General features: G+C 67.1%; 13 protein-coding genes. 3 read left to right on the top strand and 10 right to left on the bottom strand.

All coding sequences use genetic code 11. The features are described from left to right. Positions 1–59: 59 nt before the first annotated feature. The 3 genes from NKJ07_RS00880 to NKJ07_RS00870 all read right to left on the bottom strand — a co-directional run bounded on the left by NKJ07_RS00880 (position 60) and on the right by NKJ07_RS00870 (position 3,455). On the bottom strand, positions 60–584 hold the full coding sequence (locus NKJ07_RS00880) for a DUF7342 family protein (RefSeq protein ID WP_318568732.1): 525 nt from the start codon (positions 582–584) through the stop codon (positions 60–62). A gap of 157 nt (positions 585–741) precedes the next feature. Next, entirely contained in the window at positions 742–2,862 is a 2,121-nt protein-coding gene (locus tag NKJ07_RS00875; protein ID WP_318568731.1) for an outer membrane protein assembly factor BamB family protein, read from the bottom strand. Positions 2,863–3,080: 218 nt separating this feature from the next. After that, positions 3,081–3,455 (bottom strand): rhodanese-like domain-containing protein, encoded by a 375-nt coding sequence (locus NKJ07_RS00870; RefSeq protein WP_318568730.1) that lies wholly within the window; start codon positions 3,453–3,455, stop codon positions 3,081–3,083. 105 nt (positions 3,456–3,560) lie between these two features. On the opposite strand from NKJ07_RS00870, the gene NKJ07_RS00865 reads away from it, so the two are divergent. Together NKJ07_RS00865 and NKJ07_RS00860 are read left to right on the top strand one after the other, a co-directional pair. Further along, the gene (locus NKJ07_RS00865) at positions 3,561–5,117 is read left to right on the top strand and encodes an integrin alpha (RefSeq protein ID WP_318568729.1); all 1,557 of its coding nucleotides are present in this window, start codon (positions 3,561–3,563) and stop codon (positions 5,115–5,117) included. Between the two features lie 253 nt (positions 5,118–5,370). After that, positions 5,371–5,538, top strand: a complete 168-nt coding sequence (locus NKJ07_RS00860; protein ID WP_318568728.1) for a hypothetical protein — start codon at positions 5,371–5,373, stop codon at positions 5,536–5,538. 642 nt (positions 5,539–6,180) lie between these two features. Here NKJ07_RS00860 and NKJ07_RS00855 read toward each other — a convergent pair. The 3 genes from NKJ07_RS00855 to NKJ07_RS00845 are packed head-to-tail and all read right to left on the bottom strand — an operon-like array spanning position 6,181 to position 8,641. Next, positions 6,181–6,897 carry a hypothetical protein gene (locus NKJ07_RS00855; RefSeq protein WP_318568727.1) on the bottom strand — a complete coding sequence of 239 codons (717 nt, stop codon included), beginning with the start codon at positions 6,895–6,897 and terminating at the stop codon, positions 6,181–6,183. Between the two features lie 16 nt (positions 6,898–6,913). Next, entirely contained in the window at positions 6,914–7,231 is a 318-nt protein-coding gene (locus NKJ07_RS00850; protein WP_318568726.1) for a 2Fe-2S iron-sulfur cluster-binding protein, read from the bottom strand. 6 nt (positions 7,232–7,237) lie between these two features. Continuing rightward, positions 7,238–8,641, bottom strand: a complete 1,404-nt coding sequence (locus NKJ07_RS00845) for a selenium-binding protein SBP56-related protein (protein WP_318568725.1) — start codon at positions 8,639–8,641, stop codon at positions 7,238–7,240. 140 nt (positions 8,642–8,781) lie between these two features. Between NKJ07_RS00845 and NKJ07_RS00840 the strand changes: the two genes are divergently transcribed. After that, positions 8,782–9,513, top strand: a complete 732-nt coding sequence (locus NKJ07_RS00840; RefSeq protein ID WP_318568724.1) for a helix-turn-helix domain-containing protein — start codon at positions 8,782–8,784, stop codon at positions 9,511–9,513. Between the two features lie 183 nt (positions 9,514–9,696). On the opposite strand, the gene NKJ07_RS00835 is transcribed toward NKJ07_RS00840, so the two are convergent. The 4 genes from NKJ07_RS00835 to NKJ07_RS00820 all read right to left on the bottom strand — a co-directional run bounded on the left by NKJ07_RS00835 (position 9,697) and on the right by NKJ07_RS00820 (position 13,095). After that, on the bottom strand, positions 9,697–9,960 hold the full coding sequence (locus NKJ07_RS00835) for a hypothetical protein (RefSeq protein ID WP_318568723.1): 264 nt from the start codon (positions 9,958–9,960) through the stop codon (positions 9,697–9,699). Between the two features lie 153 nt (positions 9,961–10,113). Then, positions 10,114–11,235 (bottom strand): sensor histidine kinase, encoded by a 1,122-nt coding sequence (locus NKJ07_RS00830; RefSeq protein WP_318568722.1) that lies wholly within the window; start codon positions 11,233–11,235, stop codon positions 10,114–10,116. After that, entirely contained in the window at positions 11,232–12,854 is a 1,623-nt protein-coding gene (locus NKJ07_RS00825; RefSeq protein WP_318568721.1) for a bacterio-opsin activator domain-containing protein, read from the bottom strand. The genes NKJ07_RS00830 and NKJ07_RS00825 overlap by 4 nt, the downstream gene beginning before the upstream one ends. A gap of 88 nt (positions 12,855–12,942) precedes the next feature. Beyond that, positions 12,943–13,095, bottom strand: a complete 153-nt coding sequence (locus NKJ07_RS00820; RefSeq protein WP_318568720.1) for a DUF7331 family protein — start codon at positions 13,093–13,095, stop codon at positions 12,943–12,945. Positions 13,096–13,201: the final 106 nt, after the last annotated feature.

Here is a 13,201-nt window from a genome sequence, read left to right as displayed (position 1 = left end):
TGGGGCAGTCAGTTGCTATCCCCTTCGGGGAATCCTCGCCCTTTAGGGCGGGGAGGATGTCAAGCCGGAAGCAGATGCCCGTCGTTCTGGGAGAGCTGGCGCGCGAGTTCGTACAGCTGGATGTCTCGAATCACGCCCTGCCACTCGCTGACTGCAGTCATCCGCTCGTGGATCGTTTCGTGATCACCCTGGTCGAACACCGAGACAGTTGCCGGATCCCTCGTCTCGAACCGTGCTTCGTACTCCGTCCGCTGCGCTTCGAGCGCCTCCACACGGTCGATGATCGCTTCGACGGAGAGCTCGGTTGCGATCCGGCTGGCGTCCTGCCATTCGAGGTATCCCTCGTTTCGTTCGTAGGTCGCCGGGCGACTCTCTCTGTTGGCTCGGGCGATGCCCATCTCCGTGAGACGGTCGAGGTGCTTTTTCGCGGCGTTTGGCGAGCAGTCGGCAAGCTCGGCGATCTCGGTGTACGCAGTCGGAGACGTCACCCCGAGAACGACGTCGTAGACGCGATCGAACGTGTCTGTTCCCGTCTGCCACCGTCGCTGGGTATCAGACTCGGGGGCTGGATCGAACTCGGTCATACCTCTCTCGGTGGTCGTTATCAATATATTTTCGTATTTCTCAGATATATGTGAGTAAGGGCTGTCTCGGAGATGACACCGATACTCGTCGATGCCGTGTCTCCGACCACACGTACCTGCGTGGAGTTCGATTGACCGGGGCCCAGGACGGGGTCTCTCACCGGTAGGCCAGTACGTTCCCGTCGGGACTCGTGACGTACAGTCGGTCACCAGTGAGGTACGGACCGGTGTCGATCCCCCCCCGGCCGGGGAGCGAAACGCGGAGTTCCTCCTCGCCGGCCGCAGCATCGAACGCGACGAGCTCGGCGCGCTGTGTCGTCGCGTACACTCGCCCCCCGGCGACGATGGGGTCGCGCAGAATCGACTCTGTCGGGCGTTCCCAGACGAGTGATCCGTTCCGTCGGTCCAGACCGTAGGCGACGTCCCCGCTCCCGGCGTACACCCGGTCGGTGTCGACCGCGGGGGCCGACCACCAGAAGTCCGCCTCGAAGTAGAAGCCTCGTTGGCCAGTGCCCGCGTCGAACGCGACGACGCCCCCGTTGGTGCCCGTGGCGTAGACAGTTCCGTCGGCGACCGCCAGCGCCGACCCGACACCGAAGGGGGCAGCCGTGCGCCACTGCTCCGTGCCGTCCTCGTGGTCGAGGGCCGCGACGGTCCCGCCGTGGGCGATGAACAGTGACCCGTCCGCCAGGCTGACAGCGCTCACGTCCCCGCGCCCGAGCACTCGTTCCCATCGGAGGGCGCCGGTGGTGGCGTCGGCGGCGACGACGACGGCGACATCGTCGACGTCGAGCGAGACGTAGACGGTGTCGTCGGCCACGACCGGCGACGCCACGTCCTCGTCGGCGAAGGCGCGCAGCCGCCAGTGTTCGGTCCCGTCCGCCGTCGAGAGTGCCAGCAGTCCCGCCCGCGTCGGTGCGTAGACGACCGGCCCCGCGACGGTCGGCGCCGCTCCGGGCGTCTGGACAGACACGGACCAGCGGGTCGTACCGTCCGTCGAGTCGAGTGCCGTGACCGACTCGTCAGCCGCCACGACGACGACCGAGTCACCCGCGACCGGCATCGAGGGGCGAAAGAAGTCCCGCTCGGAACTCCACTCCAGGGCCCCCTCGATGGGCCCGTCGACTGTCATCGACCCGGTCCGAGCCGCGTCACCGCGTCGGAGCGCGGCGGGTGTCTCGACCGAGGCGGGACCAGTGCCAACGGTCGTCGCCCGCCGAGGCTGGGCCCCGGCCGCGCGCGCCGCGAACCCGTCGTCACCGGTCAGTCCGACGTCCAGCACGCAGTCCCCGAGGAAGTCCGGGTCCCTGACGCCCGCGTCGAAGCAGGCCCGTTCGGCCGCCTGGCGCTTCTCATCGTCGAGTTCCGGTGGCGGTGCCGCGGGGAACGAGCGGTCGGTGTACGTCGCCGTCGACTCGCCATCGGCGTAGGCGAACAGCGAGCTCTCAGCGTCGATTCGCCAGTCCGCGGCGAAGTCGCCGTAGAGCCCCTCGAACGTCTCCGCGACGGCCTCGCCGCCGCGCGTGACGAGGTCGTCGCCCGCGTCTCCGTTGCCATTCCCGAGCAACCCCTGGAATTCGCCGGCCCGTCCGTCGGGGTGTGCGACCGTCAGGTCCAGGGATCGCCCGACGGTGACAGCGACCACGGTGCCGTCGGCCCAGACGAGGCCGACCACGTCTTCGCTCCGGAGGATGGCCCCGCCGTCGAGTTCGATGACCTCGCCGACTGGTACCACCCTCGCGACGCCGTCGACGAGCAACAGGTCCCGATCCCCGCCCTCGGCGGACACCTGGACCTCGCTCGCACCCACCCGGGCGGCGACCGCCGTGAGCACCGACACCCGCTCGCTGTCGCCCCATGGCTCCATCCGGACCTGGACGGCCAGGTCGTCGCTCGTCGATTCGAGCGCGACGAACTCGCCGGCGCCCATGAAGTCGTACCGGTTCCCGTCGACGGTGCGAACGTGAGGATCACCGAACAGCGTGCCACAAGTGCCGGCGGCGTCGCCGCCGGGCGTCCCTGTCGCCGTCACGACGACCGGGGAGTTCTCGTGGTAGGCCTCGAAGAGATCCCGTATCGGCTGGCACGGGTCGACGCCGGTGAGAGTGACCGTGAGCGGGCCAACCGACCCGCTCACCGATCCGCCGTCGCCGTCACTACCGCCGCCATCGTCGCCCGGCCCACGGGCCTGACAGCCCGCGAGCCCGCCCACGAGAGCCCCGCTTCCGACCGCTTTCAACAACCACCGCCGACGTAGTTGACCGTCCTCCCTGTACATACACCGCGTACTATCCTAGAAATAATATAATTTCGCGTGGGATAGATTTTCGAGCACAAGACAGAGCTGTTCGGCATCGAAGTCGAGGGAGTGAACCCTGCGTACACCAGCTAACGATGTTCGTTGTGTGGGTTCCAGTCTCGCGGACGGGCAATTGATCTGGGACGAAGACGGTGGCTTGCCACCCAATCGCCCGCCGACGGAGCTGTCGATACGGCCTACCGGAGGCTCCAGAGGAGCGACCGAAGCTTGTAGCCCAGCGAGCCGTTCTGGTACCCGGTCCACCCGCTCATGCCGCCGAGTAGCGTCGACGCGTCGTACCCCTCGTCTCTGAGGATCCTCGTCGCCCGCTTGGCGACGACGCCCATCTTGCACACGACGACCACGTCTCTGTCGGTCGGTATGTCGCTTAATCGGTCGCGCAGTGCCGACTCGTCCCCGCGGCGCAGATCGTTATACACTGGGACGTTGTAGCTACGGTCGATCGCACCCGAGTCGAACGCCGCCTCCGGGCGGATGTCGAGGAGGAACGGCTCGCCTCCCGACGCCGACCCGAGACGGTCGTCCAGTTCCGCTGGACGGATACTGCTCATCGAGTTAGTGTTGTATTTGGGAAACAAAACTGTGGTGTTTGCGACCGTTTTCAGCATCGAGTAGCAGGCGTATAACGAAGCGAGTGAAATGCCAACTAACATCATATGGCTGGGACCCAGCCCGTCCGTGTTCTCCTCGCACCCGTTGTGGTCGCCACACTGGTCGTCCTCGCGGGCTGCAGTGGCTTCGCCGGCGTCGCATCGAAGTCCACCGATTCGTCGACACCGGCGGCGCAGTCATCGCCATCGGCGAGCGCTGACACCGCGGCACAGGTCGACGGGGCGGTGTCCCGACTGCCAGCGGCTGAGCCCCTCAACGGGACGCGGAGCCTCGCCGACGCGGACGTCACCGTTCGCGGTGTCGGTGCGGACGAACTGGGCTTCGGGGCGGCCGTCGGTGACGTAAACGGTGACGGCACGCCGGACCTCGTCGTGGGTGCGCCGTTTCACAACACCAGCGAAGTCCGTTCGGGGGCCGTGTTCGTGTTCTTCGGACCGGTCGCCCCCGGGGATCTGACTGTCGAAGACGCTGACGTCCAGCTACTGGGCGAAGGCCGCGGTGACTGGGCCGGTAACAGCATCGCCATCGCCGACGTGAGCGACGACGGTGTCGGTGACCTGATCATCGGGGCACCCCGTCATGGTCCCGACAATCCCGGCGGGGTGTACGTCGTCTACGGTGGACCGTACCTGAACGGAACGGCCTCGCTCGGGACGGCCAACGCGACGCTCACCGGAGCCGTACCCGACTCGCTCGCCGGCTACTCGGTCGCTGCAGCGAACGTCACTGGGGGGGCCGCGGCAGATGTCGTGATCGGCGCGCCACGGGCGAACGATTCGGGCCCGAATTCGGGCGCGGTCTACCTCGTCGACGGACAGAACGTGGAAACGACGGGATCGCTGACCCAAGCGGACGCCACCTTCTCGGGCGCGACTGCTGAGGACCGCGCCGGGCGGGCAGTAGAGGTCGCTGGCGACGTCGACGGCGACGACCATCCCGACCTCGTGATCGGCGCCAGAGGGGCCGACGGCGCGTCGAACGGATCGGGCGCGGCCTACCTCGTCACCACGACGGCGTACCCCGAGCGCGCTTCGCTCGCCGACGCCGCGGTCACGCTCGCCGGGGTCGACTCGAACGACGATGCCGGGTTCGACGTGTCCGGCGCGGGTGACGTGAACGGTGACGGACTCGCAGATGTCCTCGTCGGTGCCCCGCTGAGCGATGCTGGTGGGAGGACCGCCGGTGCAGTCTACGTTGTCCACGGCTCGTCTGATCTCCCGGAGACGGTGAGCCTCTCGGACGCCGCGGTCAAGTTCCGTGGAGCGCCGGGCGACCGTGCGGGGTACTCGGCGAACGGCGTCGGCGACGTCACGTGCGACGGGACCGACGACGTCCTGGTCGGTGCCCCGGGGAACGATACCGGCGGGGAAGACGCTGGGGCGGCGTACCTCGTTGCCGGCGGGACGGGTGGCGAGAGGTCCCCCTCGAACGCGACGGCGACGCTCACCGGTGCGGCTCCCGGCGATCAGGTCGGGAGAGTCGACGCACTCGTCGCCGTCTCGGGCGAGGAGACGACGGGACTGGTCGTCGGTGCGCCGTTCGGGGAGGCTCCGCCCAGCGTCCACGTCGTCTACGCGGGGTGCGCTGCGTCGGATGGCTAGTGCAAGAGACGATCCCACAGGGTCGAACGCAGGGGGAGTCGATCGAGCCAGACGTGTCGCGGTGGACCTTGCCTGCGGTCTCGGTCTGCGCGGCGGACCGTTCGGTTATCGGAAACGTGTCGCCGCCGCCTACGACCTCCACACCACGAGTAAACGACTCGACGACGAAGATGGCGGCATCGACGCCGACGAATGGGACGCAGTAGCCCCAGCGGAATCGCATCCGAGCGAACGAGACGAGGACACGCAGTAGATGCAGCCAGAGCGCGGCGACATCGTCCGGAGTTCTGACGCGTTCAAACTCGGCGACGACCGGCAACGGCCGAGGCTCATAGTCAAGCTTGACGCCCACGAGGAAACCACGTTCGTCACTGAATACGAGATGGTACGAAAGACCCTCCGACCGGACGAATTTCGGTGACACTCGTCGTCGTCCCGCACCGCACGCGGGACGACGACTCGTTCTGTCTGGTCACAAACCGTGAGGTCTCGATTGAGTTCGCCGAACCACTTGCGGAGGCGTACCGGCGTCGCTGGGGGATAGAGACGTCTTACCGGAAGATCGGTGAGTTCCTTCCGCGAACGTCGTCGCCGACGTTCGCGGTGCGGTTGTTCGAGTTTCTGTTCGCGGTGTCGTTGTACAACCTCTGGATTCTAGTGTGTCTCTGTTTGGCCGAGAAGCGAGAGCTCACGGATCGACCAGCCGTGTCAACAGCTCTGTTTCGGCTGTTCGTGCTGTCGCTTCCGGACGGATAGGAAGAGATGCGGCGGCTGACCCGGGCGGCCCGGGTCAGCACGCCGCTTCCGACTGGCAAGGCTTTTTCAGCCTCTCTCGAGGCTCTCTGACCGCCTGACGAACGTGTGTGGCTACGGAGCGAACGCCGGTTGGTCGAGCTCGATACACTCATCTCGGTCGGTAATCGATCGAATCCGTTCCGAGGTTCGGCACCTACTGGTCAGTCGTGGGTCACTGACGAGCGAGCGGAATCACGACCAGTTCATCGTCCGGGCGAGGCTCTCGCCCCGAATTTTCCGTAACCGGGATGAGTGCGAGAAGGGTGACCTACGCCGGCATGATGCTCGCAACGTGTCGACGCCGTGCCTCCCGGGTGCCGACGGCGAGCAGGACGCCCCCGACGAGCGCCAGCAGGCCGGCTTCGGCGGTGGGCGACACGCCGGCGACGACTCCCCACCCCGCCGCGACACCGACGACGAACCCCGTCTGGACGGCGAGAACCGCGGCGAGGGCGTACCGACGGCCGGCGGGAGCGTACAGCGACCCGACGGCGGCCGTCTCGGCGGCGGCGTGCCCGGCGACGAGGAGGGCGCCCACCAGCCCGAGTGCCGCATCGGCGGCGTAGACGGTGGCGAGGACGACACCTTCGAGGCCGCGGTGGAGCGTGACGGCCCCCAGCGCGGCGTCCGCACAGGTACCGCAGTCCGTGATCGCCGCACCGCGGGCGAGGTAGACGACGCCAACGCCCGCTGCGAGGCCGACGAGGGTCGCTGCCGCCGCCTGGGTGACGGCGAGCGCCAGCGCCGCGGCGCCGAGCGCGAACACGAGAGCTGGAAGCGCCGCTCGTCCCGGCGACCACGGAAGCCGGCCGTACGCGCCCAGGACGAACCCGCCGCCGAGCAGACTGACGAGGACGACGCCAGCGACGACGAGCGGGAAGGAAAGCCCCGTCGCGGCGGCGGTCACGCCGTGGGCGGACGACGGTGTCGACAGGAGGGCGACACCGAGTGCGGCGGCGGCCGCGCGTCGGGCGATCGAACTCATTTCCACGGGGTCGGACTCATTTCCACGGGTTCGGCACGAGGTCGGCCTGGATCTCCGCACCCACCTCGATCCGGCAGTCAGAGCGCGGTTCAGCCACACAGAGCAGGAGGTACCCCTCCTGTCGGTGTTGGGGTTTCAGCCCCCGCGGGCGTTCGACGTGAACGAGGTCACCCTCCAGCAGGCGTCCGGTGCAGGTGGCGCAGGCACCGTACAGACAGCCGTAGGGGACGCCGAGGCCTGCACGCTCGGTCGCGTCGGTGACCGTCTCGCCCTCCCGGACCTCGACGGTCGCCTCCCGGCCGTCACGCCACTCCAGAGTGACTGCGTGGGGCATCAGTGGCTACTGCCAGACGTCGCTGGTACAGTCGCCACCGGGCCAGCGAATCTCGTGGGCGCGGGCCGGGCCCCCGGGGGCATCGCCGAAGTCGACGACGAACTCTTCGTCGAGTTCCATCCGGCCTTCCTCGGGGTACACGTCCGCTTTCATCATCAGCGACCCCTGTTCGCCGATCTCGGGGTAGAACTGGTTGTCCCACGAGGAGAACAGGGAGGTGGTCCAGTAGAGCCGTCGGCCGTCCCGGGAGAGCTGGAGCATCTGGGGCGCGCCGCGGACGTCGTGGCCGCCGACGGACTGGCGCTCGGCGAAGTTCCCCCCGACCCAGCACTGGTCGACCAACCGCGGGTTCCCCGTGTCGCTGATGTCGTACATCCGCACGTCGCCGTGGAGCCAGTTCGAGAAGAACATGTACTGGTCGTCGAGCGACAGGAGGATGTCCGTCACCAGTCCCGGCACGGGCATGTCCCAGTCGGGGTGCTCGCGGTCTTCGATGTCGATGACCTTCTCCCACTCCCAGCGTCCGTCCTCCGCCTCCCAAAAGCGGAGGATGTTCGAAGAGAGCGCGGCGCCGACGTAGCCCTCGGTCTCCTCGGGGTTGTGGGGCATCCGGATCTCGAGCGGGATGAGCCCCTCCTCGCCGAACGTCAGCGTCTGCTGGTGTTCTTTGGTCTCCCAGTCCCAGACGTGGATGCTGTCGCCGTACTTCCCGGCTTCGACGTCGTCCAGGTCGAAGCCCGGGTAGTAGGTTTCCGGCGCGGCCCACTCAGTCGACAGCATCACGCCGTGTCGGGGCTGATACCAGTAGTCGTAGTTCATCTCCATGTCGCCGCGGTCGATCTCCCAGTGGCCGTCGATGGAGAAGTCGTCCTGATCGAGCTGGAGGAAGCCACCGGGGAGTTCGCCGTCGGCGTTCCCGAGCATACTGATGACGATTTTCCCCTCGGGAACGCAGTGGACCGTGTGCGGCGCCGAGAGGTCGTGCTCGAACACCTCCTCCGGTTCGATGACCTTCTCGATCGTCGGGCTCCGCGGGTCGGAGGCGTCGATGATGTGGATTCGAGAGGAGCGCTGGCCGGGGACGATCAGGTGGTCCCGAACCAGGCCGTCGGCGTGACACGAGGACGAGCAGGTGTTCCAGCCGAAGTGGTGGAGTTCGTCGCCCTTGTTCGGCATCTCGACCGTGTCGATCAGTTCGCTGTACGTCTCGGACTCCGGGTCGACGTCGACGACGCCGACGAAGTCGGGCTCGTCCACGTCCGTGCCGACCCGGAGCCCCATGACGAAGGCAGTCTTCTCGCGTTCGGACTCGGTGCGCATCGCCGCCGGCGTCGGATATCCCGGCCCCTCTACCTCGTGATGTTCGTGGCTGTGTGCCTCGGTCGACTGACTGGGTTCGTCGGTGCTCATGGTAGGCACCAACAAGGCCGCATTACTCATAAATAATAGTTTAGTTGTCGACTGACAACCGAGGAGGGAAGTCTTTTGGGCTCGCCGGCGTAGTTCGACGGTGTGTTACCAAGTCTCCACGACGAACCGGAGCGTCCGTGATGCGCGAGTTCACGTTCAGCATCGACTACGAGGCCGGTACCGATCCGATGATGGACGTGTTCATCGACCACCCGTCGCTCGTCGCGCGGGGATTACACGGCTGTGTGAACGACGATGACTTCTGGCGCGTCGAACGTCTCAGCGGGCCGCCGGTGGCGCTCGACGCGGTCGAACGGCTCCACCTCGACGAGGACGTCCGGACGGAGTCAGTGACCGAGACGGACTGCCTCGCCACGGAACACCACGAGGTCATAGAGCGATCAGACGGGGAGCGGGTGTTCTACACGTACGTCGAGAGAATCAGCGGCGGCAAATCCGTCCAGACGCTCGCCGGTCAGTATCTCCCGCGTGGGTCGCTCCTCTGTTCCCGCCGGTCGGAGGGCCGACACGAGTGGCGCATCCTGATGCGGTCGGACGAGAAGGTCGGCCTGCTCTACGACGCCCTCAGCGCGAACTTGCGGTCCGAGCTCTCGTTCCACATGGGTCACCTCCGGGACGCCGACCGGTGGGGGCACGACTCGCTCGGGACGGTCTCGCTCGACCCCAACCAGCGGACGGCGTTACGCGCGGCCGCCCGCCACGGATACTACCGGGCGCCGAGCGAGATCACGCTCGAGGAACTGGCGTCGAAACTGGAGATCCCGCGGTCGACGCTCTCGTACCGACTGCGACGCGCCGAAGAACAGCTCGTCACCGAGTACCTGAACGGCGTATCAGTAACCCACGACTGAAGTCGTGGGCTTCCGCCTTGCGCTTGTGTGAAACGGTTCGCGCGCTCGACGAGGTGGTCCGTCTCTCACGACCGACGGCGGTCGTGCGAAGACATCGCGCGCCAGCGGGGTTCGTCACACTCGTCTGCAACTGCATCTGCGGCTTCGGTTACCTAGTCCATCGATAGCCCCGGCTGCCTCGTGTTACGCGTAGACTCCCGGTGGGGGGTACACGTCGTTCCCCTTCCCATCGAGCGATGCGTAGACTCCCGGCGGGGGGTACACGTCGTTCCCCTTCCCATCGAGCGACGCGAAGAGGTCATCCCCGTGCGGATCGTCGCCCATCCCGTCTATGGGTTCGGCCGCGACTGTCCCGACGGTGCCAGCGATCCCGGCCGTCAGCACGACCGCGACGAGGAGTGTTCTGAGTGCAGTGCGTCCAGCCGTGGTGTGAGTCAGTGCCGTCATCACAGATGTACCCAGGGAGGGGTACTCGATGGAGACGGATGCTTAGTATTGAAGCGTGTTTTCGGAAGTGATCTCTCGGTATCTAGACCGTGCCCGAGGACTGTTTCCACCCGCATCACCCACCGTGATTCGCTCCGCGTCGTCATCGATCGATCAGTCGACGAGCGTGACGCCCGTGAACTCGAATCTGGCTCCCGCGTCCGAATCGGCCGACCCGGAGTCGGGTGACGCGACCGATACTTGCCAGCCGTGCTCCCGTGCGATTCGATCGACGATGGAGAGTCCGAGCCCCCGACTCCCTGGCGTGGTCGACACACCGATCTCGAACACACGCTCGCCGATCTCCGGGGGAATGCCCGGGCCGTCGTCGACGACCGCGAACCCGTCCGGAAGCAGTTCGACGGTCACGGTCGCGTCGCGTCCCGCGTGCTCGACGGCGTTGCGAAAGAGGTTCTCGAACACCTGGCGGAGACGATCGATATCGGCCCGGATGGTCGGTGCCTTCGGGTCGATGACGAGCGTGGCCTCGGCCGTGTCGACTGTCGCCCACGCGGACTCGGCGGCGTCCCCCAGCGCGACCGTGTCGGTCGGGTCGACCCTCCCCGCACCGACCGAGAGGACGTCACTGACCAACTGTTCGATGCGGGCGAGCGCGCCCGCGACCTTCTCGAAGTGGACAGCCTCGTTCGTCTCCTGTGCCGCTTCGAGCCGGATGCTGGCAACTTCGAGGGGATTCCGGATGTCGTGACTCACGACGTCCGCGATTCGTTCGAGGCGGTCGACCCTCGCCACGAGTTCGCGTCGACGTCGTTCGAGGTCCGAAACCTCGGTGAAGCAGAGACAGCCGTCGACGTCGTCGGACTCCGCGTCGTTCGCCCGAACGTCGATCGCCCGGACGTGGAAGTGACGGCTATCGCCGGGGTGATCCTGCGTGAGTCGAAGCGTCGAGTCGGCTGTTCCGCGGACGACATCGAGGATCGCTCTCACGGTCGTCGTGTCGTCCGAACTGCTGTCGTCGACGTCGGCGTCGTCCGTGTCGGACGCGATCCGGCCGGCAATAGCGACGTGGTCGAGCGGCGCGCCGACCCGGTCGGGCTCGACGTCGAACGTCGAGACGAACGCGGGGTTGGCCGCGCGAAGGACGAGCGAATCGGGGCTCGAATCCGACCCGCCTGCCCGCTCGCTCCCGTATACCAAGAGCGGGTCGGGAAACGCGTCGAACAGCGGAGGCTCAAGCGAGTCCCGGTCCGACCCGACACTCGTGTCCTCGGTCATTGGTTATCCTCCTCGTCACCGTGCCACGCGTCACGCTCGTCGCGGTGTGGTCGATCCGGGTCATCGGCGAGGAACGCGTCGACCAGCTTCCACTGGGCGGCCCGGAGGTGGTAGTGGAGCGTGGGCGAGGTGATACCGAGCCCCTCGGCGAGTTCCTCGGCCGTGCTGTCACGCGGTGACTGGAAGTAGCCGCCGTGGTACGCCACACGCAGTGCCGTCTGCTGGCGGTCGGTGAGTCGCTCGTGGAGCGAGCTTCGGAACTCCTGGGCCGTCTCGACGGCCCGCTCTCGCTCCCGCTTCGCGAGGAGATCCGAGCCGGGAAACCGATCGCCGACGGCCTCGACGACCGCGCGGACGTCCTCGTCGGGGGCGAGTTCCGCGACGACCCGGCCGACACCTTCGGTGAACGTCGCCGTACGGACGGTTGCGCCGCGCTCCACCAGGGTCAAGAGCGGTGACGCGTCAGTGATGGAGAGTTCGAGCAGTCCACCGTCGGTCGCCTCGTCGGCTGCGGTCTCGTGGACGACGCGGGCGTCCGCGAACCCCGTCGAGTCTGTCACCGTCTCGTGGACGTCTCCGGGTGGCGCTCCCTCGATACTGACGAAACAGCGCAGCGCGCCTTCGGCGAGCGGAACGATGCCTTCCACCGCGAGCGAACACGCCAGTCGGGACGACGTCGCCACCAGGGCGTCCTCGGGATCGGTCACGCGGAACGTGAGTTCGACGACAGTGTCCGACAGGAGGAGGTTGCGCTGCCGAGCGGCGTTGATGACGAACCCCGTTGCGACGCCCAGCGTCTCCAGGCTCTCGCGCTCGCGCTCGCTGAACGCGTCCGGGCGAGCGGCGTACACGCCCAGGACGCCGTAGGTGGTGGTGCCGTACCGAACGGGGACGGCGATGGCGGACTGTAACCCGCGCGCGAACGCGACGCGCCGTATCGGGTCGGGGACTGACTCGTCCTCGACGAGTTGCCGAACGAGTCGTGTCTCACCGGTTCGGACGACGGCGTGTTCGAGCGACTCCGGCCCATCGGACGTCTCGCTCCCTTCGACGAGCAACTCGACGACACCCTCGTACTCGCCGGCGGCACTCCGGTGGATGAGTCGGTCGGATATCGGGTCGCGCTCGCCGACCCAGGTGAACGCGTAGAGATCGCTCGCGGCGAGTCGGTCACAGACCGTCCGCTCGATCTCCTCGCGAGTCGTCGCGCCCACTAACTCGCGGATGATCTCCTGAATGGTCGCGTTGATGCGCGTGAGCCGGTCCAGTTCCGCCTCGCGGTCGTCGATCGAGCGTTCGAGGTCCTTGCGAGCGGTGACGTCGTGGAAGACGACCACTGCCCCGCCGTCGACGGGGACCGTCCGGACCGCGAACCACGCCTCGAGATCGGGAAAGTAGTCCTCGAACGCGACCGCTTCGGGCTCCGAGTCGTCGTCAGCGACGGACTCGTGGAACGTCGAGTCGACCGACCGGGGAAAGACGTCGCGGACGTCGACGCCGGTCAGCTCCGAGGGGTCACGGCCGAGGTGGGTCGCCGCGACGGCGTTCGCCCGAGTGACGTGCCAGTCGGCGTCGACGACGAGCACGCCTTCGGTCACGTGATCGAGGGCGTCGTTCATACTACCGTGTTGGATGGTATCAGTAGTCAAGATTCGGACCGACCCGCAGGAGCACTCGCCCTGTCCGTCCGGACATCGGCTAGCGAGGTTACCGCCAGTCCGCGAGAGCGACCGCGTGGTCGGATTTGAGCCACCCGGACGGCGTCTCGACGTCGTAGATGACGACGCCGTCGTCCGCGGGCAGGAGGTGGATTCGGCCGTCGGGCTGGCTCCGGTCGTGCGTGTCGTGGCTCGAGGTCATCGTGATCACCGTCCCTGTCGTGGGGCGCTGGTCCCCATCGGGTACATGTGTTCGGTCGTCGACCATCCCCCTGACAGTACCTGCGAAGTATTGAGCCGCCGCGCCG

It is taken from the genome of Salinigranum marinum (assembly GCF_024228675.1).
GTDB lineage: Archaea > Halobacteriota > Halobacteria > Halobacteriales > Haloferacaceae > Salinigranum > Salinigranum marinum.
The sequence above is the reverse complement of the archived record's forward strand: the minus strand, read 5'-3'. Positions and strand labels throughout refer to the sequence as shown.

Coding starts and splice junctions, on each gene's coding strand:
- NKJ07_RS00880 (WP_318568732.1), bottom strand. CDS start 584: ATGACCGAGTTCGATCCAGCCCCCGAGTCTGATACCCAGCGACGGTGG.
- NKJ07_RS00875 (WP_318568731.1), bottom strand. CDS start 2,862: ATGTACAGGGAGGACGGTCAACTACGTCGGCGGTGGTTGTTGAAAGCG.
- NKJ07_RS00870 (WP_318568730.1), bottom strand. CDS start 3,455: ATGAGCAGTATCCGTCCAGCGGAACTGGACGACCGTCTCGGGTCGGCG.
- NKJ07_RS00865 (WP_318568729.1), top strand. CDS start 3,561: ATGGCTGGGACCCAGCCCGTCCGTGTTCTCCTCGCACCCGTTGTGGTC.
- NKJ07_RS00860 (WP_318568728.1), top strand. CDS start 5,371: ATGCAGCCAGAGCGCGGCGACATCGTCCGGAGTTCTGACGCGTTCAAA.
- NKJ07_RS00855 (WP_318568727.1), bottom strand. CDS start 6,897: ATGAGTTCGATCGCCCGACGCGCGGCCGCCGCCGCACTCGGTGTCGCC.
- NKJ07_RS00850 (WP_318568726.1), bottom strand. CDS start 7,231: ATGCCCCACGCAGTCACTCTGGAGTGGCGTGACGGCCGGGAGGCGACC.
- NKJ07_RS00845 (WP_318568725.1), bottom strand. CDS start 8,641: ATGAGCACCGACGAACCCAGTCAGTCGACCGAGGCACACAGCCACGAA.
- NKJ07_RS00840 (WP_318568724.1), top strand. CDS start 8,782: ATGCGCGAGTTCACGTTCAGCATCGACTACGAGGCCGGTACCGATCCG.
- NKJ07_RS00835 (WP_318568723.1), bottom strand. CDS start 9,960: ATGACGGCACTGACTCACACCACGGCTGGACGCACTGCACTCAGAACA.
- NKJ07_RS00830 (WP_318568722.1), bottom strand. CDS start 11,235: ATGACCGAGGACACGAGTGTCGGGTCGGACCGGGACTCGCTTGAGCCT.
- NKJ07_RS00825 (WP_318568721.1), bottom strand. CDS start 12,854: ATGAACGACGCCCTCGATCACGTGACCGAAGGCGTGCTCGTCGTCGAC.
- NKJ07_RS00820 (WP_318568720.1), bottom strand. CDS start 13,095: ATGACCTCGAGCCACGACACGCACGACCGGAGCCAGCCCGACGGCCGA.